This window comes from Acetobacterium fimetarium, from assembly GCF_014284475.1.
Taxonomy (GTDB): domain Bacteria; phylum Bacillota; class Clostridia; order Eubacteriales; family Eubacteriaceae; genus Acetobacterium; species Acetobacterium fimetarium.
In genome coordinates this window covers 44940-71257 of sequence record NZ_WJBC01000004.1, presented here as the reverse complement: position 1 = coordinate 71257, position 26318 = coordinate 44940, and the positions used below count along the sequence as shown (strand labels likewise).

The window sequence follows — 26318 nt, the reverse complement described above, 5'->3', positions numbered from 1 at the left end:
AAGGCTCCCTTCGTTTTCAGTCAATTAGGTGACTGAAAAATTTATAAACACTGAACAACGATTGCTTTGCAAGTAGTTTCCACAACCAATTTTGTAACGTGTAGGCGAACAGTCGGTAGACTGTCCGCCGTACAGTGTAAAAATTGGTTCGTGCGAAACTGCATGCAAAGCTTACGGTACTTTTTTATCATTTACTAGTCAATGATAAAAAAAATAGACGATTGAAATCGTCTATTTTAAATGCAGTTTTATAGATAGGCGGCCATACTGACGCAACCGACACAGGTTACACAGACGACAAAGCCGACAGCGCATAATGCCAGGCCAATGATACAGAGAACTAAACCGGCGGTAGCCATAGCACTCGGGGTAAAGCCTTCTTCCTGAGATGCCTTGCGAATTTGAACTGCAAAAACCAAACCGACAATTGCGCAGACAATACCGATCAGTGCGGAATAGCCAAACCAGATGCAAACCAAAGAGATGATTCCCAAGACAAGGGAAGCGGTCGCTTTATTATTATATTGCTCCATTATAATAGCCTCCTAAAAAATATATTTCAATTCAGAATATACTAATCAGGAAAAAATGTCAAGAATTATGAATTTCTTTTAACTTGTCAATGAGATCAAAAGCAACATGGTTAATGGTCTGAGAGCCGGCTACGAGCACGAGGTCATTTTTAGTCAGATGGCTGGTCAGATAGTCGATGATATCGGAAAAAACCGAAATGGTTACAGTTGGGATATGGTATTTTTCCTCAATGGCCTTTTGGAGATCTTCGGAATAGATGTTCCAGTCATTGCCTTCCCGGTCTGAATAAATATCGTTGAGGATAACAAAGTCGGCCTTCGCAAAAGCATCCACGAAATCATCAAAGAAAAAGTAGGTTCGGGAGTAGGTATGGGGCTGAAAAACGACCCAGAGTTTATTGTGTTCATAGTTCAGAGCAGCATCGATCACGACTTTCAGCTCAGTGGGATGGTGAGCATAATCTTCGTAGACATTGATGCCATTGACTTCACCGCGGAATTCAAACCGGCGTTTGGCGCCATGAAAGCGTGCCATCGCCGGGATCGACGTTTCAACGGGAATGCCGAGGAAGTCGCCGCAGATAATGGCGGCCAGGGAATTCAGCACATTGTGCTGGCCGGGTATGTTTAGTTCATAATGACCATAAAAGGCGTTGCCTTTATAAACGTCAAAGGTTGGTTTACCGACAGTGTCGTACTGGATGTTTTCAGGATGCCAGTCATTTTCAGCGCTTAAGCCGTAGGTGACAACCGGACAGGCTAATTTTTTCACAACGTCCAGCACATCCGGAGAATCACCATAGGCGATCATCAGTCCGTCAGCAGGCAGGATCTTTCCGAATTTATGAAAGGATTCCTTGATTTGGGGAAGCCCGTCTTTGAAATAATCCAGATGGTCTTCTTCAATGTTGGTAATCACACCGATGGAATGGGAAGTCGTCAGAAAGCTGTCCACATATTCACAGGCTTCGACGACAAAATAGTCTTTGGAGTCGATCAGGGCATTGCCGCCGAACTCGTCAAGCTTGCCGCCGATGCTTAAACTTGGCTTCAAATCAGCGTAGTGCAACAGACAGGCGATCATGGATGAAGTGGTTGTCTTGCCGTGGGTACCGGAAACGGCAATGGTTTTATCGAAAATATTGGAAAAAAGTCCCAGAAAATTCGAACGTTCGATTTTGGGAATGTTCAAATCGGTTGCTTTAATCATATCAGGATTATCTTCATGGATAGCCGCGGAATATACTACACAGTCTGTATCGGTGGGAATATTTTCGTAGTTGTGTCCAATGTGTACCTTCACGCCCATGCTTTCCAGTTTTTCAACATAGGACGAGGTAACCATATCAGAACCTTCGATGGTAAAACCCTGAGATAAAGCCATGGATGCAAGACCGCTCATGCTGCTTCCGCCGATTCCAATGAAGAATAATTTATTAATGGGTCGATTGAATTTTTTTTCTAGTTGCGATTTCAAATAAACAGCTCCTTTATTGATTGATGATAAAATCTTAATTATTTCTTAATGATATATTTAAAGTGTCCAATTATTCTCTGAGCGGGGGTATAAAATAATCGAAAATACCACGTTAAATCCAGAAAAACACTTTACGGAAAATTATAACACATCTGTTTCATCAGAGTAAAGATTAAAAAAAACTTGCACTTTTTTTAAAATACGAATAAAATTATGAATATTGAGAATAATGTTCGGATTTTAGAAAAAATTGGTCAACAGGTGGAAAATGAAGAAAAATGAAAGAATCAGCATCATAACCAAAGTATTATCAGACCATCCCAGCAAGGTGTTCAGCTATAATTATTTTACCGATCTGTTGGAGGTTGGAAAATCAAGTGTCTGTGAGGATGTGGCCATCGTAAAAAATGCGGTCGAAATGATGGGTGCAGGCTGTGTTGAAACGTATTCCGGCGCTTCGGGAGGGGTCGTTTACCGTCCCGGCGTTACCAAGACAGAAGAGATGGCAATTCTCACAGAGATAGCCGATCTGCTGCAGGAGCCTTCCCGTAAAATTCAGGGAGGGTTTGTTTATTACAGCGATATCCTTTCAAGCCCACGCTATTCAAAGAAAATCGGACGCATTATCGCTTCAAAATATGTGGATATGAATATTGAGTACGTGGTCACAACGGAAACAAAGGGAATTCCCGCGGCTCTGGAAACAGCCCATTATCTGAATGTGCCAATGGGTATCATCAGACGATCAAACCGTGTGACAGAAGGCGCCACAACGAGTGTCAATTACATCTCGGGGTCGTCGAATAAAATAAAAACCATGTATTTAAGCCGGCGTATTGATCTGACAGCCAAGAAAGTCCTGATTATTGATGATTTTATGAAAGGCGGCGGGACAGCCAAGGGGATGGCAAATCTGATGGAAGAGGTCGGCGCTGAAGTGATGGGAATCTGTGTGATCTTTGTGACCCGATCACCGCTTGAAAAGCTGGTGGACAACTTCACCTCTTTAATTTGGATGGATGATGAGAACATCGAGGGAAACGGAATCGGCGTTTCTTTTTCTGCTGAGTATTAAAGAATCATGACATAACTGACTCACGTCTCACCCCGAGACAGGATCGTTTGTCATGAAGCATAAACCGAAACACTGCTTTGAAAGAGGTCGCGTGCAGACATTGCCGCCATGATGCCGGCATGCCGGTTTAAATCGCAAATCCTGAAACAACAACATGAACAGACAATTAAACCGCTGAATTTTATCGCCTGATTGCAGATCGTTTTTTTAACCCTTTTAAGAAATGATAAGCTGTGGAAAAAAGTTTAGGTTTTTGTTTTAATATTGTTGAATTTGTGGTAGGATATACGTATAAACTAGACATGTGACTTTATTTCAAAGGGGGAGCTTACGAGATGGAAATAACAGACGTAAGAGTACGGAAAACGTATCCAGATGGAAAAATGAGAGCGATTGTCTCAGTTACATTTGATGATCAATTCGTTGTTCATGATATCAAGGTGATTGAGGGCCAGAGCGGTTTCTTTATTGCGATGCCCAGCCGGAAAACACCGGATGGCGAGTTTAAAGACATTGCCCATCCAATAAACATGGGTACCCGTAGAGAAATGCAGGAATGCGTTCTGCGAGCTTACGAGAAGGCCATAGCAGAGGACAACCAGAAAACCAATGAAGAAGAAGCAGACGTTGAACTAGAAGTGGATTACGAAGAAGAATAAAAGTTAAAATGAAAAGGGGGAGCAGTACTTCCCTTTTTTTGTTGTTAAATTATTGAGATTATAAATTCATGTTGGAGATTAAATGATGAAAAAATCAAAAACAATTATTTTGGCTGCCGGGCAGGGAACCCGGATGCACTCACAGAAGCCGAAGGTTCTGCATCAGGTATGTGGAAAGAATATTCTGGACTATGTGGTGGAAGCGAGTAAAGCATCTGGAATCAGCGATATTGGAGTGATTGTGGGTTGCCAGGCGGAGACCGTAAAAGCGAGTCTTTCACCTGAAATTGAGACAATTCTGCAGAAAGAACAGCTGGGAACCGGACATGCCGTTTTACAGGCATTGCCCTTTTTCAATGAATTAAAGGGGAATCTGATCGTACTGGTCGGGGATGCCCCCCTGATCCGACCGGAAACCATTCAGGGCCTTATTGCTATCCATGAAAAAAATGGCTATGCCGCAACGGTTTTAACAGCGGAATTTGCTAATCCGACCGGTTACGGACGGATGATTAAGAACGCTGCGAATGAACTGATTAAAATTGTCGAGGAAAAAGACGCGTCCCCGGAAGAAAAAAAAGTAACGGAAATCAATTCCGGGATGTACTGCTTTGATACCCAAACGCTGATTTCGGCATTGAAGGAGCTCAAAACGGATAACGTTCAGGGCGAATACTATCTCACCGATGTGATTGAGATCATGCGAAAAATGGGAAAAACGGCCGGTACCTACACAACACCGGATTGTGAAGATATTCAGGCCGTTAATTCCAGAAGTCAGTTGGCTGAAGCAGAAGCCGTGATGCGAAAGCGAATTAACCGCAAACTGATGGATGCCGGGGTGACCATGATTGACCCGGCAACGACATACATCAGCAGTCAAACCATTGTCGGTCAGGACACCATTCTGTATCCCGGGGTAATCCTCGAGGGCGAGACCGCGATCGGCAGCAACACGACAATTGGAGCGAACAGCCGTCTGGTTAATGCAAAAATAGGGAATGACGTGACCATTCAAATTTCCACTATTTTGGACAGCGAAGTGGATGATGGCACTAGCATTGGACCTTATGCCTATATTCGTCCCGGCAGCAAAATTGGCAAACACTGCAAAGTTGGCGATTTTGTGGAAGTCAAGAATTCCACAATGGGTGATGGCGCGAAGGCCTCGCATTTGACTTATATCGGAGATGGCGATGTGGGTGAAAATGTAAACCTGGGCTGTGGAACCGTTTTTGTGAATTATGATGGCAAGAAGAAATATCGGACGGTTGTAGAGAAGGATGCTTTTGTGGGGTGTAATACCAATCTCATTGCACCGGTAACCGTGAAAGAAGGCGCGTATATCGCTGCGGGATCGACCATTACCGATGATGTTCCGGAAGAAAGCCTGGCGATTGCCAGAGCAAGACAAGTTAATAAGGTTGGATATTTAAAAAAATAAGCCGCCATTAAAATAAAGAAAAAAGAGAAATTAAGAAGAGGTATAAAACGTATGGATGGAAAGTATAGTGGAATTAAGATTATTGCTGGAAACTCAAACACTGCTTTGGCCAAAGAAATTGCCGATTATCTGGAAGTGCAATTATGCAATGCTGAAGTTGTGTCATTTAGCGACGGTGAAATCGGAGTAAATGTCTACGAATCAGTTCGTGGTGCCGATGTTTTTGTTATTCAATCCACCGGAACCCCAGTTAACGAAAATTTGATGGAGTTGCTGATTCTGATTGATTCCATGAAGCGTGCTTCGGCTGGTCGGATCAATGCGGTCATTCCCTATTATGGCTATGCCAGACAGGACCGTAAAGCAAAATCGAGAGATCCCATTACGGCAAAATTGGTGGCCAATCTGCTGACAACCGCTGGAGCCGACCGCGTGATCACCATGGATCTTCACTCAAACCAGATTCAGGGATTCTTCGATATCCCCCTGGATCATCTGTCAGGGAGTTCACTGATAACCGAATACTACCGAAACAAGAATCTGGATAACATGGTCGTCGTATCACCGGATGTCGGCAGTGTCAAGCGTTCGCGAAAATTGGCAAGAGCGTTAAACTGTCCGTTTGCCATCATCGATAAGGAACGTCCCCGCCCCAATGAAACGGCGGTTATGAATGTCATCGGCGAGGTCAAAGGAAAAAACTGTATTCTCATCGACGATATGATCGACACCGCCGGAACCATCACAACCGGCGCAAATGCCTTAATTGACCTGGGGGCCAATTCCATTTTTGCCGCCTGCAGCCACGGCGTTTTCTCGGGACCGGCGATCCAGCGGATCCAGGATTCGGCCATCGAAGAACTGCTGACGCTTAATACGCTGGTTATTCCAGAGGAAAAACAGATTGACAAGATCAAAATTCTGTCCACTGGAACGCTTTTTGGCCGTGCCATCGATTATGTGCATTTTGGACGTTCATTGAGCAAGCTTTTTGTTGGCCGATACGCTTAGGAAAAAATCATGTATCTGATCGTGGGATTGGGAAACATCGGCAAAGAATACGATGGAACCCGACATAATATTGGTTTTGAAGTGATCGATTATCTCAGCGCGAAAAAAGGGATCGCTGTAAAAAAGAAAGAACAGAATGGCCTTACCGGCGTTTATCATGAGTTCGGGGAAAAGATTTTGCTGGCAAAACCCACGACTTATATGAATAACAGCGGGCTTTGCGTCGCCGGTCTGGTGAATTTCTATCAGGTGCCGCCAGAAAACCTGCTCGTCATTTACGACGATATCGATCTGGCAACCGGAGCTGTGCGGATCAGACAGCGCGGCAGCGCCGGCACCCACAACGGCATGCGTTCGATCATTCAGCATTTAGGCAGCCAGGATTTCCCGAGAATCCGAATTGGAACCGGCCGGCCCAAAGAGGGAGCAGATTTAGTTCACTTTGTGCTGGGGCGTTTTGCCAAAAGTGAACTGCCATTGATGGAAAACGCCGTGACGGAAGCCGCCAGAGGCATCGATTTTTTTGTGAAAGATGGCGTTGATCTGGCAATGAATCAGGTGAACATTCGAAAGAAACCAGAAGAAAGCGATGTTTAGTATCGCTTATTAAGAAACTGCTGTGAGCTTCGCTGATGGTTTCCGCGAACCAATTTTTACACTGTACGGCGGACAGTCTATCGACTGTTCGCCTACACGTTACAAAATTGGTTGCGGAAACCGTCATCAAAGCAACTTGCGTTTGTGTTTAATCATGAAAATAATCGATTGAATTAAAATTGAACGAGGACAGGCCCGGGTTGAAAAACCTGGGCTATCCGTGTTTGTTAATGAAAGAAGTGACCGATGCAATTACTTTATCAAGACCTGATGAGGTCAGAAAAAATAGAAACGTTGATAGGACAGCTATCATCCCGGGAGATCATCAATCTTTCCAATATGAATGGCGGTTTAAAGGAAGTCCTTACCGGCCTGGTTTTCGGCCATGTCGGTGAGCGGATTCTTTATATCGCCGCAACGGATTATCAGGCTCAAAAAATAGCCCGGGAACTGGAAACAATACTGCCCCAAAAAGTGCTTTACTTTCCGATGGAGCCCATTCATGATTATTTTGCGGATGTTCATAGCCACGAAATCAGCCATCAGCGGTTAGATGTTTTTGAAAAACTGCTGTCAGATGAAAAATATGTGGTGGTGGCAGGCGCCGAAACGCTCCTGAAAAAACTGATGCCGCGGAAGCGATTTGAGTCATTGGTGTTTTCTTTAGCGCTGGAGGACACCGCAGATCCGGTGGAATTAATGACCCGTTTTTATGATTTGGGGTATGAAGCGGTTTCCCAGGTCGAAGCCAAGGGACAAGTTGCCCATCGCGGCGGGATTATTGATGTTTTTCCACCCACCGGCGAACAGGCTTATCGGATTGATTTTTTCGGAGACACCATCGAGTCGATCCGGCATTTTGATCCGCAGACACAGCTATCTACGCATAATCTTGAAAAAGCAGAGATACTGCCGGGGCGTGAGATCATCCTTGATGAAGACGAGCGGAGCAAGGCATTCAGGCAAATCAGAAAAAACTATGGTGACAGTCTAGAATATGCAGCACTGATTGAGCGGCTGAGTGAAGACCCGACTGCGCATGACGAAACACTGTTTGCCTTCATCAAAACAGATGCGACGCTGCTTGATTATATCGGAGAATGCCTCGTCATTTGGGATGAGCCGCCGCGGATAAAAGAATCAGAAGGCGTTTTTCAGAAAAAACTGTTCAGTGATCTCGAAACCCTGATGCAGGATTATTTGATGTTGCCGGAAGAAAAGAATAAATTCTATTCTTTTTCGAAAATCGAGAAGGCGGTAGAAAAACAGACTCAGCTGAAATATCATTTATTCACCTCCCGGGGAAAAAAGGGAATCACGCTGGATATGGGGGTAAAGGACAACGATTCGTTTTTAGGTCAGTGGCCTCTGTTTGTTGCGTTTATTCAAAAACAGCTTGCAAAGAATGCCATCATTCAGCTGCGGGCCCGGGATGAAGCCGGTTTACAAAAAATCGAAAAACTGCTGACAGAAGCGGAAATTTACCGTTTTACCAAAGACGTGATGCCGGGCATTCAGCTTGTCATTGGGGAAATCAACAGTGGCTTTGAAATGCCGGAGGAAAGACTGGTCTGTGTCAATCAAAGTGAAATCATCAAGGAATCCGGCCGGGATAAAAAAAGAAGAAAGAAAAAAGGGCGAAAGATCGATTCTTTCACCCAACTCAACCAGGGCGACTTTGTCGTTCATGATACCCATGGAATTGGGATCTACCGTGGCATTGAACAGCTGAAAATTGATGAAACCAGAAAAGATCTGATGGTGATTGAATACGCCAACGATGCCCGTTTTTACTGCCCGGTGGATCAGATGGATGCCATTCAGGTATACGTCGGCACGGGTGAGAAAAAACCGAAGATCAATCAACTGGGAACCAACGACTGGAGCAAATCAAAGTCACGCGTCAAGGCTGCAGTTGCGGAGATGGCAGATGAACTGATTACGCTCTATGCCCAAAGGCAAAACCTGAAAGGTTACGCCTTTGGACCGGATTCCAACTGGCAGCGGGAGTTTGAGGAATCATTTCCCCATGAAGAAACCAATGACCAGCTCCAGGCCGTGGAAGAAATCAAGGCGGATATGGAGTCGACCCGCCCCATGGATCGGCTGCTCTGCGGAGATGTCGGTTACGGCAAGACGGAGGTTGCACTGAGGGCCATCTTCAAAGCGGTGATGGAAGGAAAACAGGTCGCTTTTCTGGTGCCGACAACGATTCTGGCGCAGCAGCATTACCAGACGGTCATGGACCGGTTCAAAAAGTATCCGGTGAGCGTTGGCGTCCTCAGCCGTTTCAGAACAAAAACAGAGCAGGAAAAGACAATCAAAGAATTGGCGGCGGGTCAGATTGATCTGGTTATCGGAACCCATCGCCTGTTATCAAAAGACGTGAAATTCAAAGATCTGGGGCTCCTGGTGGTTGACGAAGAACAGCGGTTTGGGGTCGGTCATAAAGAGCGGATCAAGCAGTTGAAAGAGAATGTTGACGTCCTGACGCTGAGCGCAACCCCGATTCCGCGAACGCTGCATATGTCGATGATCGGGGTGCGGGATATGAGCATCATCGATGAACCACCGGCAGGCCGCCGACCGGTCCTGACTTATGTCATGGAGTTCAATGACGCTATTGTCAAAGATGCGATTGAGCGGGAGCTGGCAAGAAATGGACAGGTTTATTTTGTCCACAACCGGATCCATGATATCTTTGAAGTTGCCAGAAAGATCCAGAAACTGGTCCCGGACGCCCGAATTCTGGTGGCGCACGGACGAATGACGGGATCAGAACTGGAAGACATCATGCTGGATTTTCTGGAATACAATTATGATATTCTGGTGACCACCACCATTATCGAGTCGGGACTGGATATTAAAAATGCAAACACCCTGATTATCGACAATGGCGATTACATGGGCCTTTCACAATTATACCAACTGCGCGGCCGGGTTGGACGGTCCAATGTTCAGGGCTACACGTACGTGACCCATCGTCCCAAAGTGCTTTCAGAACTTTCGCAGAAGCGTTTAAAGGCGATCAAGGATTTTACGGCCTTCGGTTCGGGATTCAAAATTGCGCTGCGGGATCTGGAAATCAGGGGTGCCGGCAATATTCTGGGATCGGCCCAATCCGGGAATCTGGCGACGATCGGCTATGAACTGTATTGTCGAATTCTTGATGAGGCAGTCAATGAGCGTTTGGGCAAGAAGACGGCGTTCGCAACCAGTGAACTGATCATTAATTTAAATGTCAGCAGCTATATTCCGGAAAGATACATATCGGATGAAGAGCTGAAGTACGATATCTATAAAAAATTGTCTTATGTTAAATCGCAGGATGATTATAATGATCTGGAAGATGAGCTGCTGGACCGCTTTGGAGAAATCCCGGATGGGGTATATAATCTGATGGCACTGGCCATGATCAAGCATTTGGGAAGATCACTGGGAATGACTGAAATTCGCGAAAGAGGGAGCAGTGTTTTATTCACATTTGATAATAAAAGAGAGATCCCGATTCCGGCTCCGGAATTAATGAAGCGGCTTTTTGATGAATACAAAATCAAATTCAATGCCGGAAAAGGTGACCAGATACGCTGGCGGATTGTGCTGAAACATGAAAAGGACCAGACCTATTTGAATGAGCTGGGAAAAATTCTGGCAGCACTGGTTTCGGAAAAGAATTAAGGAAAAAAGTTGTTGTTTTATGTTAAACTAGGCAAGATTATAATAAAATTAAGGAGAACTATATGGAAAAGAAAAGATTTGGAAGCGTGTCCCTGCTGCTGATCGGCGTTGTGCTCATCAGTTTGCTGGCCGGAGGATGCAGTGTGGTTCAGGTCAATCCTGAGAAGGACAAACAGCAGGTGGTTGCGGAAATCGACGGCACCCCAATACTGAAAGAAAGCTTTAATAATTACATGGCTTATTACCAGATGTATTACAATGCCAGCAGCAAAGCTTTCCCGACCGGAGATGAACTGAAAACTCTGAAAACGGACATTTTAAACGATCTGGTACGTGTCAATACCCTGACCGCGCAGGCGAAAAAGGATGGGGTTACTGTTGATGAAGCATCGATCGGGACCAATACCGACAGCATGATTGCAAGCTTGAAAACAACACTTGGCGAAGAAAAATATGCAAACATTCTGAAAACTTACAATACCGATACAACCTCTTTTGAAGCTTTCATGAAGACATTCCTTATTGATTATAGCTATTCAAGTACGCAGGAAACGAATTATACCAACTCTTTAAAGGCGGATCCGAGTAAAGAGCTGAATACGGTTGTTGGAAAAATCGGCGACGAAGAGATAAAAAAAGATCTTTACAACTATCAGTTGGCTAATCAGGAATTAACAACCTATTATCAAACTCAGAAAGCCTTGGCGACAGATGATGCAACCATGAAGACGACTAATGAGACGATTTTTAACACCATTGCGGAACAAAAAGCGATGACCCAATATGCCAGCGAAAAAAATATCACGCCAGCGCAGACCGATATTGACAATTTTATTAAAACCGAGGATGCGTTCTTAAACTACATGCTTCAGGGAGATGAACAATTACAGCAATTCCTGGATACAAAATATCTCACCATTGCTCAATACCGTGAGTTTGAAAAGCAGGAAGCAACAGCCTCTGCAACGATTACAGCGGTTAAGGCAAGCCTGAAAGACTCGATAAAAGTAACGGACAAGGAAATCAAAACGTACTACGATGAAAACAAACAGTCATATGATACCAGTACCGTTTCGGCAAAACATATTTTAACATCGGATCAGGCGCTGGCCGATCAGATTTATGCAGAAGCAAAAAATATCAAAACAGCTGAAGAGTTTGATGCGCTGATGGCAAAATATAAAGCGACTGATGGCGTTGAAGATGCATCAGATCTGGGCGCATTTTCCTATAACACCATGGTATCGGCATTTTCGGATACAGCCTTTAAAATGGAGGTTAATACAGTCAGCGAACCGGTAAAATCGGACTATGGCTACCATGTTATCTATGTCTATGCCAAAACACCAGGCGAAGTGGCATCACTGGAAGATAAAAAGGACGAAATTACAGAAACCTTGAAAAGTGACAAAGTCTCGGATGAATACGACAAACTAAAAAACAAACTGGTGGCTAAATCGAAAATCACGATTAATGAGATTGTCGATCCGGCCGAAACCTATGTTGAACAACTGAAAAAGGACTTAAACGTAAAAGTTTATGAAAAAAGAATCTAGCTAAACGCATATTAATAATTGTTTTTCAACAGTCAAAAAGCACTGAATTTCAGTGCTTTTTGATTGCGTTGAAACGGCGTTAAGGATATAATAAAAAAATCTGCAAAATAAGAATGCAATCATTGGCATCCGCAGAAAAAAATTAATGAGGTTTTTCTATGTCTGATCGATCATCAAGTTTTTTAAAGGGCGCCAGTATCTTAGCAGCCGCCGGTATCTTATCCCGGCTGTTAGGCCTCTTTTTCAAAATACCTTTATATCAGCTGGTTGGAAGCTACGGGATTGGAATCTATGGCAATGTCACAAACATTTACAATTTGCTGTTAATGATTTCGACGATTGGTTTGCCGGTGGCAATTTCTAAAATGGTTTCTGAAAATATAGCAAAGAATGAATATGCGACGGCACATCGGGTGTTTAAAATTTCGCTAGCAATTCTGATTCTGATGGGAGTGGCGTCAAGTCTATTCCTGTTTTTCGGCGCCGAGTGGATTATCGAAACGGCAAACTGGACAGCCGAAAGCTACCCTGCGATCGTGGCAATTGCATTATCGCCCTTTTTCATATCGATCTGTGCTGCCTATCGGGGCTTTTTTCAGGGCTTTCAAATCATGACACCGACCGCTATTTCCCAGATTGTTGAACAGATTATTCGGGTCTTTCTGGGGGTGCTTTTATGCTGGGTTTTTGCCAGTAGTTTTGGCATCGGACTGGGTGTCGGCGGTGCTGTTTTTGGCGCTACGGCAGGCGGAATTGTGGCCGCCATCCTGCTCGGTTATCTATATCATGGCTTTACCTCCCAAAACAAACAGTTATTAAAAACCCGAACAAGAAGGCGACAGCGAACCAATGGATCACTCCTGAAAAGACTGGTCATCATCGCCATTCCGGTAACACTGACTTCAGCGTTGGTTTCAATGTTTTCAATCATTGACTCCTTTATTTACGTTTCCCGTCTTGGCGTTGCCGGCTTTAATGAAGTGACGGCGACCATGATGTTCGGGGATTACACCAATGCCGATATGCTAATTGGTATTCCTCTGATTATCAGCGGAAATCTGGCAGTAGCGATGATCCCGACGATTTCCGAATCCTTTGCGCGAAGAGAACGAAAGGAAATGAACCAGAAAATTATCCTGTCCATTCGGATTGTTTTATTGGTGGCATTTCCTTCATGCATCGGTTTATCGGTTCTTTCCTATGGCATATTTGACCTGCTTTTTCCGGGATCGCCTTATGGGGGCGCGATTTTAAGCACCTTCTCCTATGCGACCATTTTCATGATGCTGTCGAATACTTTTCAGAGTATTCTGCAATCCATTGACCGCTTTCGGATTCCGCTGATTAACCTTGGTGTTGCGATTGTCATCCGTTTCGTCACGGGCTGGGTGTTTCTCTCGATCCCGTCGATTAACATCCAGGGGATTGTCGTAAGCAGCATCATCACTTTTGCTTATCTGGCAATTGCGAACTACTATTCGGTCAAACGGTTTACAAAAATAAGGTTGGACTTTTTTCATATTTTCATCAAGCCGCTGTTCGCTTCAGCCATCATGGGATTGCTCACTTATTTTACCTATCACGGGGTAACCTCTGTTTTAGGTGGATTTATCGGGATTCTGGCGGCGATGATTGTTGGCGTCTTGGTCTATGCGGTTATCATGATCGCCATAAAAGGGATTACAGAAGATGAGATACGCGTTCTCCCGGGAAGCCGGAAATTGTTAATCGGTTATCATCGCATCAACGGACTTTTTCCGGGGCGAAAAAGCAGACATCATCGCAGAAATGATTAAGAAAGGATAGTTAGAGTATGTCACAAATCGATATTGTGGGCCTGGGCCCAGGGAGTCCGGGTCATATGACACTGGAAACTCTCGACTTATTAAAAAATAAAAACCGGAATTTTTTTCGGACAGAAATACATCCGGTCATGGATTTCATCAGGGATGAAGGAATCGTTTATGAAAGCTTCGATCATTATTATGAAACAGAGGAATCGTTTGAGAAAGTCTATGATCAGATTGTCAATGAGCTGATAGCAGTGGCAAAAACCGGCGAAACGATTGTTTATGCCGTTCCGGGAAACCCTTTGTTCGGAGAAAAAACGGTGGAAAAACTCATTGAAAAAGCGAGAAATCAGGGGATTGGTTATCGGCTCTATCCCGGCGTGAGCTTCGTGGATGTCACCATGAATGCGCTGGAAGAGGATCCGATCCAGGGCATCGAAATTCTGGATGCCTTTGATTGCATAAAGAATCCGCCGGATCCGCAGAAGGGGATTCTGGTGACCCAGGTTTTTGACAAACATATGGCATCGGAATTGAAGCTGGGATTAATGGAGTTGTACAATCCGGAAAAGAAAGTGGTTCTGCTGATCAATTCCGGAATCCCGGATCAGGAAATAGTGCAGGAAATCTGCCTGTATGAGCTGGATCGGATTGAGTCCATCAATCATCTTACCAGTCTCTATATTCCGGCGGAAAAAGAGGCTTATTTGGGATTTAAAGGGACACTTGATATCATGAAAACACTCCGGAGTGAAGACGGATGCTCCTGGGATCGCGTCCAAACGCATGAAAGCCTGAAAAATTATCTGCTGGAGGAAAGTTATGAGGTTCTGGAGGCGATTGACAATCAGGACTGGAATAATTTGGCTGAAGAATTAGGCGACGTATTATTTCAGATTGTTTTTCATGCTGAAATTGCCAGTGAAGAGAGCCGTTTTTCCATGAATCAGGTCATCAACGGGATCAATGAAAAAATGATCCGGCGACATCCCCATGTATTCATTGACAAGGCCGAATTCAATCCCGATGAGATTGAAACAAACTGGGATGCCATCAAAAGACGGGAAAAAGGAGAGCTGGAGCTGTCGGAAGAGGACAATATCCATAGAATCTCCGCAGAAATGAAAAAACTGCCAAGATCATTTCCGGCTTTAATGGAGGCTTGCAAGGTTCAGAAAAAAGCGGCCAAAATCGGCTTTGACTGGGAAAATGCAGCTCAGGCATTTAAAAAAATTGGTGAAGAGACCGAGGAATTACAGGAAGCGCTCAGTAAAAACGACCCGGAGAACATCGAGGAAGAATTGGGCGATTTGCTTTTTTCAGTCGTGAATGTAGCCCGTCTGCTTAAAATTCAACCGGAAATCAGCTTAAGAAATGCGACACAGAAATTTATTCAGCGCTTTGAACAGATGGAAAAATTGGCCAGTCAAGAGAAAAAATGTCTGTCTGACTATACTTTTGATCAATTTGATGCGGCCTGGAATCGCGCAAAAGGGCTTTAAGAGTGGAAAAAACCGAAAAAATCAAAAAAAACTTGTAATTTACATAGGAACGCGCTTATAATATATCACATAGAATACTGGAAAATAACAGATGGAGGAAAAAATGAACAAATCAGAATTAATTGCCCAAATGGCAGAAAAATCAGGTTTATCTAAAAAGGATTCAGAGAAAGCCCTAGGTGCTTTTCTGGACACAGTTGTTGAAACTTTGAAAAATGGAGACAAGGTTTCGTTGGTTGGATTTGGAACTTTCGAGGTTAGAGAACGTGCGGCTCGTACCGGTCTTAATCCACGAACAAAAGAACCCATCGAAATAGCAGCCTCTAAAGCTCCTGGCTTTAAAGCAGGCAAAGGCTTTAAGGATGAAGTAAATAATAAGTAAGAAACGATACAAAAGCCAGGGCATTGCTCTGGCTTTTGTTTTTTGTACGGATAGGATTCTTTCAGGTCTTTGTCGGAAATCTGATTGTGTCGAGGTGGGCAGCTTTTAAGGTTGAGATGAAAATTTTGAGTTAGAATAATAGAGGGATAGATGAGAATAGATAAATTTTTAAAAAACGCCAGAATCATTAAACGAAGAACCGTTGGTAAAGATGCCTGTGACGGAGGGCGAATTTCCATTAACGGCAAAGTTGCCAAACCTGGAGATCAGGTGAAGGTGGGCGATATTATTGCCATCCGCTACGGAGATGGCGAACAGAAGGTTGAAGTTCTGGAGATATTAGAGCATGCTCCCAAGGATCGTGCAGCGGATATGTATCGTGAGTTATAAAAGACGGCAGTCAAAGTGGAGAATGGAATATGAATGAAAGAACAAGAAAAGTTGTTCAGCAACGTCTTCTGAGGCTACTGATTGTCGTATGCATCGTGGGTTTTATTATTTCGCTCTTTGTCGGCAATGCGATGAAGATCAATGAACTGGAAGTGCAGAAAACCGATCTTGCACAGCAGATAGAAAACGAAAAAGTCAGAAGCAATCAACTGGATGTACAAGTCAAACAGATGGACAGCAAATTCTATGTGGAGTATTTTGCTCGCAAATATCTGGGCTTATACTATCCGGACGAGACCATTGTGATTGTGGAAACGCAGTAAGAAACCAGAGAAAGTGATGGGCATACAGTTGAACGATAATAATGCAGAGCTTAAACCAAAAAATGAAAAACAGCATATGGCGGTAATTGATATTGGCACGAATTCAACGCGAATGCTGATCTTTAGAGATGACGATGGCCAGCTGATTCGGGTCAATAAGTCGGTTCGCTACACAAGAATGGGACAGGATGTGAACAAAACCGGCCATCTGCATCCAGATGCCCAAAAACGGAATTATGAAGCCCTGGAAGAATTCAAAAGTATTGCCGAGGATTATGCAGTTAAAGGATTCTATCTGTTCGGAACCAGTGCAATGCGGGATGCCCAAAACGCAGAAGACTACGTCGCTTTTATTAAAGAAAAGCTGGGATTCGATATTGAAATAATTGCCGGCGAAGAAGAAGCTGAACTTGGTTTTGTTGGTGTGTCCCAGTGTTTTGATGAAAAGATTCTTATTTTTGATATTGGTGGGGGCAGCACTGAGCTTATCTACGGCGAAAAGAATGAAATAAAAAAAATGATGAGCATCAACCTGGGCTGTGTTCGGTGTACGGAAGAGTATTTAATTTCAGATCCGCCGACGCTTCAGGAACTGGAACGACTCAACGAACGGATTTATTCTGAGTTTCAGCAAAGAACTGAAAATTTTCTCCCGAAAAAACCATACAAACTGATTGGCATCGGCGGAACAGCGACGAGTCTTTCAACCATCAAACAGGAATTAAAGACCTATGACAGCGAAATGGTCCATAAGAGCATGATTACGAAAGCTGAACTTGAAGCGATGATTGACAAGTTGGCCGGCCAAACCATTCAGGAACGAAAAACAATTGTCGGTTTGGAAGCGAAGCGGGCTGACATTATTCTTGCCGGCGCATTACTGCTGTTGAATATTTTAAAAATAACCGGAGAAGACAGCTTCATGGTATGTGATTATGACAATCTCGAAGGCGCAGCGTATCGACATTTTATGGCGAAAAAAAATAATGTTTGAAAAAGCTTGACATTGTTATTTTATGGGAGTATAATAACACTTGTCCCTTGAGCGAAGGGGCGGGCAAAAATGTTGCCGGGGTGGCGGAACTGGCAGACGCACAGGACTTAAAATCCTGCGATCCCTTCGATCGTACCGGTTCGATTCCGGTCCTCGGCACCACTTAATTTAATATTTTTACATCGCGGGATGGAGCAGTTTGGTAGCTCGTCGGGCTCATAACCCGGAGGTCGTAGGTTCAAATCCTGCTCCCGCAACCAATTAAAAAATTACTTTTCATGGCGGCGTAGCTCAGTTGGCTAGAGCATGCGGTTCATACCCGCAGTGTCAGCGGTTCGACTCCGTTCGCCGCTACCATAAAAAAAATATTTTAAATGCCATATATGGCCCCTTGGTCAAGCGGTTAAGACACCGCCCTTTCACGGCGGTAACAGGGGTCCGAATCCCCTAGGGGTCACCATTGAAATGATAATGGCGGGCATTTTGAAATCATAAGAGAATTATCCAGTTATAACCGTTTTTTAGCGTGGTCGCTTAGCTCAGCTGGGAGAGCACCTGCCTTACAAGCAGGGGGTCACAGGTTCGAGCCCTGTAGCGACCACCATTTTTTATTTAAACAATTTTATTGAAGTGGTGAGTCCATGGAGAAAAAGGTAAATAATTATATTGAAGAACAGGGAATTTTAGAGGCTGGCGATCATATTCTCATCGGCGTATCCGGTGGAGCTGATTCGCTGGCTTTATTATATTTTTTGGATAGATATAAAGGATCGTTGGGGGTTGACATTGCGGTGGCGCATCTGCACCATGGCCTTCGGGGTGCAGCGGCAGATGCAGATGAGACATTTGTCAGAAATTTTTGCCAGGACAGAAATATCCCATTCTATTCAAGACAACGAAATATTCAGGAAATATCATCAGCTGAAAAAATCTCCATTGAAGAAGCCGGCAGAAACGAACGCTATGGATTTTTTCAGACCGTGGCGAGAGAACATGGATATAACCGGATCGCTTTGGGGCATCATATCAATGATCAGGCCGAAACCATGCTCATGCGGCTCATTCGCGGAACCGGTGTCAAAGGGGTTTCTGGTATTAAGTCCAGTCGCAGCAATCTTTACATCCGCCCGTTTTTGTGTTTGGAGAAAAAGGAAATCATTGCATACTGTGCGATCCATCATCTAGCGTATCGAACCGATGCGACCAACTTCCAAAAAGATTACACCCGAAATAAAATACGGCTGGATATTATGCCGATGATTCTGGAGATTAATCCCAAAGCGGAAATCCATTTTAACGAGTTCACAAAAATTGCCAATGAATATGAGGCGTTTTTCGAGAAATACGTCGATAAGGTTCAGGAAAAGATGATCAGCAGAAAAGATGATGTTGTTTTTCTTGAAAGAAATTTGTGGCTTTGCGAAGAAGCGGTTGTCCAAAAAGAAGTGTTGCGCCGTTTAATTCTGGAATTTAAGGGTAGTTTAAAGGAAATTGAGTACAATCACATCACTGCTTTTTACAAGCTGCTGAAAAGTGAAAAAACGACATGGGAGATCAATTTTCCGCATCAGATTTTACTGATGCGGCGTTACGATCGGGTGATGGTGACAAGCAGGCGAAATGCTGAAAAGAAGATCATGTCTCCGAAACATATCTTCCCGGATAAAACCTGGATTTTTGCCAGAGAAGGAATCATATTGGAGTCAATGCTTATTTCTCAGGAAGAATTCCGAAAAAAAATTCCTTTTTTTTCTAAAGAATTGGAAAATCATAGTGAAAAATATTTTGATTGTGATAAAATAAATGGTAACATGTATTTACGCAGTCGAAAGTCTGGGGATTTTTTTTATCCTTCAGGGCTTTCAGGAAAAAAAACGATCAAGAAATATTTTATTGATAAAAAGATTGATCGTGATTTGCGAGATGAAATTCCTCTTTTGGCAATCGGTTCGGAAGTGCTTTGGATCATAGGTTATGCCATAAATGAACGTTATTTAGCAGATTTTAATACAAAAAATATTTTAAAGGTGAATGTTACCTTGTGTTAGGAGAAAAGTGTGATATCCGATATTCAGGAAATTTTGGTGGATGAAAAAGCAATAGAAAAACGTGTCAGTGAACTTGGTTCGCAAATTTCAGGAGATTATCAGGGAAAGAATCCCATTCTTGTTTGTGTTTTAAAAGGCAGTTCGGTTTTCTTTGCCGATCTGATCCGAAAAATGCCGATTCCAATTGAGATTGAATTTTTAAAAGCGTCCAGTTATGGCAGTAGGGCTCAGAGCAGCGGCAAAATTGAACTTCGGGGAGATCTCTCGATGGAGGTCAAGGGACGTCATATTTTGCTGGTTGAAGATATCGTCGATACGGGAAATACATTGAAGTATCTGCTGGAACGTTTTGAAAATCTGGGAGCTGAAGAAGTCAAGGTATGTTCATTGCTTGACAAACCACATCGCCGGGAACAACGGGTGATTGCTGATTATATCGGATTTAAAATTCCGAATGAATTTGTGGTCGGTTATGGACTGGATTTTGCGCAGAAATACCGTAATTTGCCATACATCGGGATTTTGAAAAAGGAAATTTATGAATAGAAATTTAAAAAAAGAAGCAAGTATTATTTTGAGAGGAGTGATGTGATTTGAATAAATACCTTAAGATGATCGGGTTTTATTTAGTAATTTTAGTAATCATTATTGTTGCCGTAACTTTTTTAAACCCCATGAAAAATGAGGTTAAGACGATTGTTTACAGCGAACTGCTTACTGAACTCAATAACAATCAGGTATCAGAAATTGAAATAAACAATTCCAATGTGACAGGTGTTTTGCGAAGCGGTGAAGCATTTGAAGCGGTTGTTCCACAATATGTGATTGATGAACAGGTAACCCCGTTTATTTTACAGAATGATGTAAAAGTAACCATTACGAAGCAACAGGATTCCTGGTGGATATCGTTAATACCATCCGTTGTACTGATCGTTTTGATGGTGGTCTTTTTCCTCGTTTTCAGTCAGCAGGCTGGCGGCGGCGGTGGAAAGGTCATGTCCTTTGGAAAGAGCCGGGCCAAACTTCACGTCGAAGGGGAGACAAAAGTTTCGTTTAAAGATGTAGCCGGCGCCGATGAGGAAAAAGAGGAACTTGAAGAAGTTGTTGATTTCTTAAAAGCACCGGAGCGCTATCGGAAACTGGGAGCGCGTATACCCAAGGGGATTCTTTTGGTGGGACCTCCCGGTACAGGAAAAACCTTGCTGGCCAGAGCAGTGGCCGGCGAAGCAGCGGTTCCGTTTTTCACCATCAGTGGTTCTGATTTTGTGGAAATGTTTGTTGGTGTCGGTGCTTCCCGGGTGCGAGATCTTTTCGAAAACGCCAAAAAAAATGCACCATGTATCATTTTCATCGATGAAATTGATGCGGTTGGTCGTCACCGTGGCGCTGGTCTGGGTGGCGGGCACGATGAACGTGAACAAACCCTTAATCAACTGCTGGTAGAAATGGACGGTTTTGGTGTCAATGAAGGAATCATCATCATTGCTGCAACCAATCGACCAGATATTTTAGATCCGGCACTGCTTCGTCCCGGACGTTTTGACCGACAGATCACGGTTGGTATTCCGGATGTTAAAGGCAGAGAAGAAATTCTCAATGTCCATAAACGGAATAAACCATTGGCCCCTGAAGTTGATCTCAAGGTGATTGCAAAAGGCACACCGGGATTCACCGGAGCAGATCTGGAAAACCTGATGAATGAAGCAGCCTTGCTGACAGCGAGAAAGAACGCCAAACTGATTACCATGATTGAGCTCGAAGAAGCGATTAAGCGTGTTATTGCCGGACCTGAAAAGAAAAGCAAGGTAGTGAATGAAGATGATCTTCATATCACCGCTTATCATGAAGCCGGACATGCCATTGTCATGCATCTGTTGCCGAATTGCGATTCAGTTCATGAAATTTCGATTATCCCCCGTGGCATGGCAGCAGGTTATACCTTGTCACTGCCGGATGATGACCGTCAGCATATGAGCAAGAACAAGCTGCTGGAAATGATCTGCGGACTGCTTGGCGGACGAGCAGCCGAAAAAATTGCATTAGATGATATCTGTACCGGCGCAAGTAATGACATTGAACGAGCAACCGGGATCGCCAGAAGAATGGTGACAGAATGGGGAATGAGCGAACATCTTGGACCGATGACCTTTGGCCATCCGGACAGTGGTGAAGTGTTCCTGGGACGTGACCTGGGAAGATCCCGTAACTACAGTGAAGAGGTTGCATCAGTCATCGATAAAGAGATTCGAACGATTGTCGAAAATGCCTATGAACGGGCATGTTCGATTCTTGAAACACAGCGTGATAAACTCGAGGAAATTGCGACGCGACTTTTGAGAGACAAGACCGTAACCGGCGAAGAGTTCAAGGCTTTGTTTGAAGAAAAAAAAGACACTGACCAGGTGGTCGATGTCGCGGTTGATTCGCAAATTGAATAAACAATTAATAAAGAAAGCCGTTATAATATAACGGCTTTCAGACTGTAATGATATGATTGAACAGAAATAGTCGGAGGAAATTCAGAATATGGAAGAATTTATTATCGGAACCTGCTACGAAAAAAAATTTCATGTTGATGAGGAAGATACAGCACTCGTTTTAGGCAGTGGTGGCGAAGCCGTGCTGGCAACACCTCGGCTGGTGGCCTGGATGGAGAACACGGCATTTGAAGGATTGGAACTCACTCTAACTCGTGAAAACACCACAGTGGGTACGCAGATTGACATAAAACACATCGCCGCTTCTCCTGTCGGAATGGAAATTAATATTAAGGCAACACTGGTAAACTGGGAAAAAAGAACGCTGAATTTCGAGATAGAGGCATGGGATAAAGCGGAAAAAATAGGGACAGCGCATCATCAACGCGTTGTCGTAGACAAAAGCCGATTTATGGAAAAAGTGATGAAAAAGCATGAAGGAAACCTTTAGGAGGATGAAATGATTTTAGGTATTGATGTCGGAAATACTACCACAGAAATAGCAGTGCTTCATGAGAAAGAAATTCTTTGTTCCTGGCGCTTCATCACCAAAACGCCCAGAACTTCAGACGAATACGGCGTCCTGATTCAATCTTTTTTTCAAAATGCCAGAGTCTCACTAAATAAAATAGACAGTGTCATCATTGCTTCGGTGGTTCCCAATATTATGTACTCGTTAAGCAACGGCATCAGAAAATTCATCGGTCTGGAACCAATGATTATCGGACCGGGAATAAAAACCGGGATGCCGATCAATACTGCCGATCCGGCGGAAATTGGTGCCGACCGGGTGGTCGATGCAGTGGCAGCCTACAGTATTTACGGCGGTCCGATACTGGTGATCGATTTTGGTACTGCTACGACCTATGATTATGTGACGGCTGAAGGCATTTTTACTGCAGGCGTTACGGCGCCGGGAATTCAGATTTCCGTCGATGCCTTATGGAAGAATGCGGCGAAATTACCGAATATTGAAATAAAAAAACCGGATTCAATACTGGCAAAAGACACTGTCACCAGTATGCAGGCAGGTCTGGTTTACGGATATATTGGACAGGTGGAATATATCATCAAGCAGTTTAAAAAAGAAACCGGGAGAGAAGACCTGAAGGTAGTGGCGACAGGCGGTTATGGCAGATTGTTTTACCAGGAGACGGAGTCGATCGGTATTTACGATCCGCAGCTTTCACTTAAAGGATTAAAAATTATTCATGATAAGAATCGAAAGTAAATCAGATAAGATAGTAGAAAAAGATACACCGGCAGACGGGGCGGATAATCGGTTGAAAATTGGAAATGTTGCGATCAGCAATCCTCTTTTTCTGGGACCGCTGGCGGGCTATACCAGCCTGCCCTTCCGGCTGATCGCCAGAGAGCATGGGGCCGGTGTGGTCTTTACAGAAATGATCAGCGGAAAAGGCCTTTATTATAAAGATCACAAGACGGCTGAACTGATGATGACCGCCAAAGAAGAAGAACCGGCAGGGATACAGATATTTGGTTCAGATCCGGATATTTTAGGGGAAGTTGTTGAAAAATACATCAATGCCACCGATTTTGCATTTTTGGACTTCAACGCCGGTTGTCCGGCGCCGAAGGTCACCAAAAACGGTGATGGGTCTGCACTCCTGAAAACGCCGGCTTTGCTGTACCAGGTGGTGAAGGCTCTGGCAAAGGCTTCAGACAAACCGCTGATTGTGAAAACCAGAATCGGCTGGGATGACGATGCCATCAATATCCGTGAAATTGCCGCCGGCATTGAAGAAGCGGGCGCAGCGGCGATAACCATTCACGGCAGAACCCGTGAAGCTTTTTATTCCGGCAAAGCCAATTGGGATATCATCGGGGAAGTGAAGAGAAATGCCGGCATCCCGATCATCCTTAACGGTGATATCAACAGCGGAGAAACCGCCCAAAAGGCGCTTGAAATGACCGGCGCAGACGGGCTCATGGTGGGCAGGGCAGCCATCGGCAATCCCTTTGTTTTCAACGAAATCAGCCATTATCTGAAAACCGGCGAGATATTGCCGAAACCGACGCCTCAGCAGCGAATCGGGGTGACGCTGAAACACCTTGAATTGCTGAGCCTCTTAAAAAATGAGGAGGCCGGTCTTCGTGAAATGCGCAAGCATCTGGCGGCCTACACCAAGGGACTCAAACACGCCACCACATTGCGCAACGAACTGTTTCGGGCACCGGATAAAACCGCAGTGATCGCGCTTCTGAAAAATGCCGTGGAAAACTAAAAAAGGGCTTTGTAAAAGCCCTCAGGTTGGCGACAAAAACCGTACCGACCAATTGTTAATCTGTTGTCTGCTGCAGAATCTGACACTCTTTGAGATGTCCGCTCTGATGCAGACAACATGATGTAACAATTGTCGGTACTACGTTAGTGTTTTATTACAATTTTGAGGCTTTGCAAAAGCCCTTTTTTTATTGCATCAAATTTTTGCGGATCAGGGTTCGGGCTTCGCCAATCATGTAGAGGGAACCAACGAAAACATTGACATCGTCTTTTTGAGTGAGGTCGATGCTTTTGACGGCGTCCACCATGGTATCATAGAAATCAACAGTTTTGCCGTAGGTATCGTGAATCAACGCGGCCATCGTTGCGGCCGGCATGGCCCGGTAGCTGTTTGGCGTCAGGGTATGAATGGTGGTTGCGATCGGCACTAGATAAGACAGCGATTCCTCAATGTCTTTATCCGCCAGCATGCCGAAATACAGATTGATTTTTTTCCCGGGGAAATAGAGAGCCATGTTTTTTACAAAAGCCTGAATGCCGTTGCTGTTATGTGCACCGTCGATGAGAACGACCGGAGACTCCAGAAAAATCTCGAAACGTCCTGGAAAAGTGACGGTGGACAAGGCCGTTTTAATATGGTCGGCAGTGATGTGATAGCCTTTTTTAATCAGCAGCGCGATCACTTCAAGCGCGGTCAGGCAATTGAGCGACTGGTGGCTGCCCAACAGGTTTAATTTGAACTCATCCAGATCCAGATGGGCACCTGAATATTTCAGAATCTGGGCGTGGCCGTCAAAGTTTTTGATGGCAATATCGTCGGGATTCACGACCAGAGCCGAGGCGTTTTTAGTTTTGGCAAAATCCAGAATCGCTTTGAGTGCCGCCGGCTCCTGAGGATAAACGACCACATCGGACCCTTCCTTGATAATCGATGCTTTTTCGAAGGCAATTTCGGCCAACGTTTCGCCGAGATAATCGGTGTGATCCAGACTGATACTCATGATGGCTACCGCCACCGGGTCTTTAATGATGTTGGTGGCATCAAGACGGCCACCCATACCGACTTCCAGCACGACGATATCGGCTTTTTTCTGATAGAAAAACTGGAGTCCTACCGCGGTCACCAGTTCAAATTCAGTGGGATTCGGTTCACCCTGGGCAAGCAGGATATCGATTTTTTCTTTGACAAAGCTGGTCGCGGCAATGAGACTTTCATCGTCAATCGGGACATTGTTCAGCTGGACGCGTTCATTGAACTTCTCCAGAAAAGGTGAAGTAAAAAGACCGGTATTGTAGCCGGCTGTTTTTAAAGTGGCAGCAATCATCGCTGAGGTGGAACCCTTGCCGTTGGTGCCGGCAACGTGGATGAATTTGAGTTTGTCCTGGGGATTTCCCATTTCATTGAGCAGGTTCTTCATGCTTTCAAGTCCCAGGCGGGTGCCGAACTTGTTTGTAGCTTCAATGTAGTTGATGGCTTCGGTGATGTTCATTGAGTTAAGCCTCCAGGGTCGGACAAGTAATCAGACGTTTTTCGGTAATCATATAGTCGACGCTTTTATCATGTGCTTCCATGGGAATTTCAGCGAAGATGAAGTCCTCCCGAATCAGCGCAACGGTGATGCAGTCATCATTGATGGTTTCCAGGAAACGGTCGTAATATCCGCCGCCAAAACCCATCCGGTTTCCAGAAGGGTTAAAGGCGCAGCCGGGAACCATAACCAGATCAAGCTGTTTCGGATCGACAATGCGCAGACAGTCTTTACGCACTTCCAGAATGCCATAGTGGCCTTCTTCCAGGTCATCCGGAAAGTTTAAAATTTCAGATAAAGTGATTGTGTGGTCAGCTATATTGCAAATCGGAACAACAACATGTTTTCCGTCAGCGAGCGCTTTTTTGACGAAATCATGGGTATAGATTTCAGTTCCGAAACTGACATAAGCCATGATCCAATCACTGTTTTTATATAGATCGCTTGCTAAAAAATTATCGATGATTCTGGCATCGATATCAGCAGAATAAATTGCTTTGCGACGCGCTAATGTTTCTTTTCGAAATAAGTTCTTATCCATTCTTTTCTCCTAATAATATAGATTTATTGACGATGCCATTATAACACAAACTGCTTCATCGACAAAA

At 44.3% G+C, this 26318-nt stretch carries 23 protein-coding genes and 5 tRNA genes; 24 read left to right on the top strand and 4 right to left on the bottom strand.

Translation table 11 applies throughout. From position 1 onward, the window contains the following. Nucleotides 1–248: 248 nt before the first annotated feature. Entirely contained in the window at nucleotides 249–533 is a 285-nt protein-coding gene (locus tag GH808_RS04060) for a hypothetical protein (protein ID WP_186841515.1), read from the bottom strand. A 58-nt stretch (nucleotides 534–591) separates the two neighbouring features. Then, complete coding sequence (gene murC / locus GH808_RS04055) at nucleotides 592–2010, bottom strand: UDP-N-acetylmuramate--L-alanine ligase (RefSeq protein WP_186841514.1); 1419 nt, start codon at nucleotides 2008–2010, stop codon at nucleotides 592–594. A gap of 268 nt (nucleotides 2011–2278) precedes the next feature. On the opposite strand from murC, the gene purR reads away from it, so the two are divergent. From purR to dusB, 24 genes are all read left to right on the top strand, one after another. Beyond that, nucleotides 2279–3085: a pur operon repressor gene (purR, locus tag GH808_RS04050; protein WP_186841513.1), complete on the top strand. Its 807-nt coding sequence runs from the start codon at nucleotides 2279–2281 to the stop codon at nucleotides 3083–3085. 335 nt (nucleotides 3086–3420) lie between these two features. Further along, complete coding sequence (spoVG, locus tag GH808_RS04045; protein ID WP_186841512.1) at nucleotides 3421–3744, top strand: septation regulator SpoVG; 324 nt, start codon at nucleotides 3421–3423, stop codon at nucleotides 3742–3744. Between the two features lie 85 nt (nucleotides 3745–3829). Further along, a complete protein-coding gene (gene glmU / locus GH808_RS04040) occupies nucleotides 3830–5188 on the top strand; it encodes a bifunctional UDP-N-acetylglucosamine diphosphorylase/glucosamine-1-phosphate N-acetyltransferase GlmU (RefSeq protein WP_186841632.1) in 1359 nt (452 codons plus the stop codon). 51 nt (nucleotides 5189–5239) lie between these two features. Beyond that, nucleotides 5240–6199: a ribose-phosphate diphosphokinase gene (locus tag GH808_RS04035; protein ID WP_186841511.1), complete on the top strand. Its 960-nt coding sequence runs from the start codon at nucleotides 5240–5242 to the stop codon at nucleotides 6197–6199. Nucleotides 6200–6208: 9 nt separating this feature from the next. Further along, entirely contained in the window at nucleotides 6209–6796 is a 588-nt protein-coding gene (gene pth / locus GH808_RS04030; protein WP_186841510.1) for an aminoacyl-tRNA hydrolase, read from the top strand. 246 nt (nucleotides 6797–7042) lie between these two features. Beyond that, nucleotides 7043–10474, top strand: a complete 3432-nt coding sequence (mfd, locus tag GH808_RS04025; protein ID WP_186841509.1) for a transcription-repair coupling factor — start codon at nucleotides 7043–7045, stop codon at nucleotides 10472–10474. Between the two features lie 62 nt (nucleotides 10475–10536). Further along, nucleotides 10537–12030, top strand: a complete 1494-nt coding sequence (locus tag GH808_RS04020; protein WP_186841508.1) for a peptidyl-prolyl cis-trans isomerase — start codon at nucleotides 10537–10539, stop codon at nucleotides 12028–12030. 158 nt (nucleotides 12031–12188) lie between these two features. Beyond that, a complete protein-coding gene (locus GH808_RS04015) occupies nucleotides 12189–13826 on the top strand; it encodes a putative polysaccharide biosynthesis protein (RefSeq protein ID WP_186841507.1) in 1638 nt (545 codons plus the stop codon). A 17-nt stretch (nucleotides 13827–13843) separates the two neighbouring features. Next, the gene (gene yabN / locus GH808_RS04010) at nucleotides 13844–15322 is read left to right on the top strand and encodes a bifunctional methyltransferase/pyrophosphohydrolase YabN (RefSeq protein WP_186841506.1); all 1479 of its coding nucleotides are present in this window, start codon (nucleotides 13844–13846) and stop codon (nucleotides 15320–15322) included. A 103-nt stretch (nucleotides 15323–15425) separates the two neighbouring features. Next, nucleotides 15426–15704 (top strand): HU family DNA-binding protein, encoded by a 279-nt coding sequence (locus GH808_RS04005; RefSeq protein ID WP_186841505.1) that lies wholly within the window; start codon nucleotides 15426–15428, stop codon nucleotides 15702–15704. A gap of 150 nt (nucleotides 15705–15854) precedes the next feature. Continuing rightward, nucleotides 15855–16094 (top strand): RNA-binding S4 domain-containing protein, encoded by a 240-nt coding sequence (locus GH808_RS04000; RefSeq protein ID WP_186841504.1) that lies wholly within the window; start codon nucleotides 15855–15857, stop codon nucleotides 16092–16094. Nucleotides 16095–16123: 29 nt separating this feature from the next. Further along, the gene (locus tag GH808_RS03995; protein WP_186841503.1) at nucleotides 16124–16417 is read left to right on the top strand and encodes an FtsB family cell division protein; all 294 of its coding nucleotides are present in this window, start codon (nucleotides 16124–16126) and stop codon (nucleotides 16415–16417) included. A 16-nt stretch (nucleotides 16418–16433) separates the two neighbouring features. After that, on the top strand, nucleotides 16434–17411 hold the full coding sequence (locus GH808_RS03990; protein WP_186841502.1) for a Ppx/GppA phosphatase family protein: 978 nt from the start codon (nucleotides 16434–16436) through the stop codon (nucleotides 17409–17411). 74 nt (nucleotides 17412–17485) lie between these two features. Next, a tRNA-Leu gene (locus tag GH808_RS03985) sits at nucleotides 17486–17573 on the top strand. Nucleotides 17574–17594: 21 nt separating this feature from the next. Then, nucleotides 17595–17671 (top strand) — tRNA-Met (locus GH808_RS03980). Nucleotides 17672–17691: 20 nt separating this feature from the next. Continuing rightward, nucleotides 17692–17768 (top strand) — tRNA-Met (locus tag GH808_RS03975). A 28-nt stretch (nucleotides 17769–17796) separates the two neighbouring features. Continuing rightward, a tRNA-Glu gene (locus GH808_RS03970) sits at nucleotides 17797–17871 on the top strand. A 68-nt stretch (nucleotides 17872–17939) separates the two neighbouring features. Further along, nucleotides 17940–18015, top strand: a tRNA-Val gene (locus GH808_RS03965). A 37-nt stretch (nucleotides 18016–18052) separates the two neighbouring features. Further along, nucleotides 18053–19459 (top strand): tRNA lysidine(34) synthetase TilS, encoded by a 1407-nt coding sequence (gene tilS / locus GH808_RS03960; protein WP_186841501.1) that lies wholly within the window; start codon nucleotides 18053–18055, stop codon nucleotides 19457–19459. 9 nt (nucleotides 19460–19468) lie between these two features. After that, nucleotides 19469–20005, top strand: coding sequence for a hypoxanthine phosphoribosyltransferase (hpt, locus tag GH808_RS03955; protein ID WP_186841500.1), 537 nt, complete (start codon nucleotides 19469–19471; stop codon nucleotides 20003–20005). A gap of 47 nt (nucleotides 20006–20052) precedes the next feature. Continuing rightward, the gene (ftsH, locus tag GH808_RS03950) at nucleotides 20053–21897 is read left to right on the top strand and encodes an ATP-dependent zinc metalloprotease FtsH (protein ID WP_476559224.1); all 1845 of its coding nucleotides are present in this window, start codon (nucleotides 20053–20055) and stop codon (nucleotides 21895–21897) included. An 88-nt stretch (nucleotides 21898–21985) separates the two neighbouring features. Then, nucleotides 21986–22387 carry a thioesterase family protein gene (locus tag GH808_RS03945; RefSeq protein ID WP_186841499.1) on the top strand — a complete coding sequence of 134 codons (402 nt, stop codon included), beginning with the start codon at nucleotides 21986–21988 and terminating at the stop codon, nucleotides 22385–22387. 9 nt (nucleotides 22388–22396) lie between these two features. After that, a complete protein-coding gene (locus GH808_RS03940; RefSeq protein WP_186841498.1) occupies nucleotides 22397–23167 on the top strand; it encodes a type III pantothenate kinase in 771 nt (256 codons plus the stop codon). Next, nucleotides 23148–24182: a tRNA dihydrouridine synthase DusB gene (gene dusB / locus GH808_RS03935; protein ID WP_186841497.1), complete on the top strand. Its 1035-nt coding sequence runs from the start codon at nucleotides 23148–23150 to the stop codon at nucleotides 24180–24182. Before GH808_RS03940 ends, dusB begins: the two co-directional genes overlap by 20 nt. Before the next feature lie 187 nt (nucleotides 24183–24369). Here dusB and GH808_RS03930 read toward each other — a convergent pair whose 3' ends face one another. Then, on the bottom strand, nucleotides 24370–25671 hold the full coding sequence (locus tag GH808_RS03930; RefSeq protein WP_186841496.1) for a bifunctional folylpolyglutamate synthase/dihydrofolate synthase: 1302 nt from the start codon (nucleotides 25669–25671) through the stop codon (nucleotides 24370–24372). Nucleotides 25672–25675: 4 nt separating this feature from the next. Next, nucleotides 25676–26251 carry a 5-formyltetrahydrofolate cyclo-ligase gene (locus GH808_RS03925; protein WP_186841495.1) on the bottom strand — a complete coding sequence of 192 codons (576 nt, stop codon included), beginning with the start codon at nucleotides 26249–26251 and terminating at the stop codon, nucleotides 25676–25678. Between the last annotated feature and the right edge of the window lie 67 nt (nucleotides 26252–26318).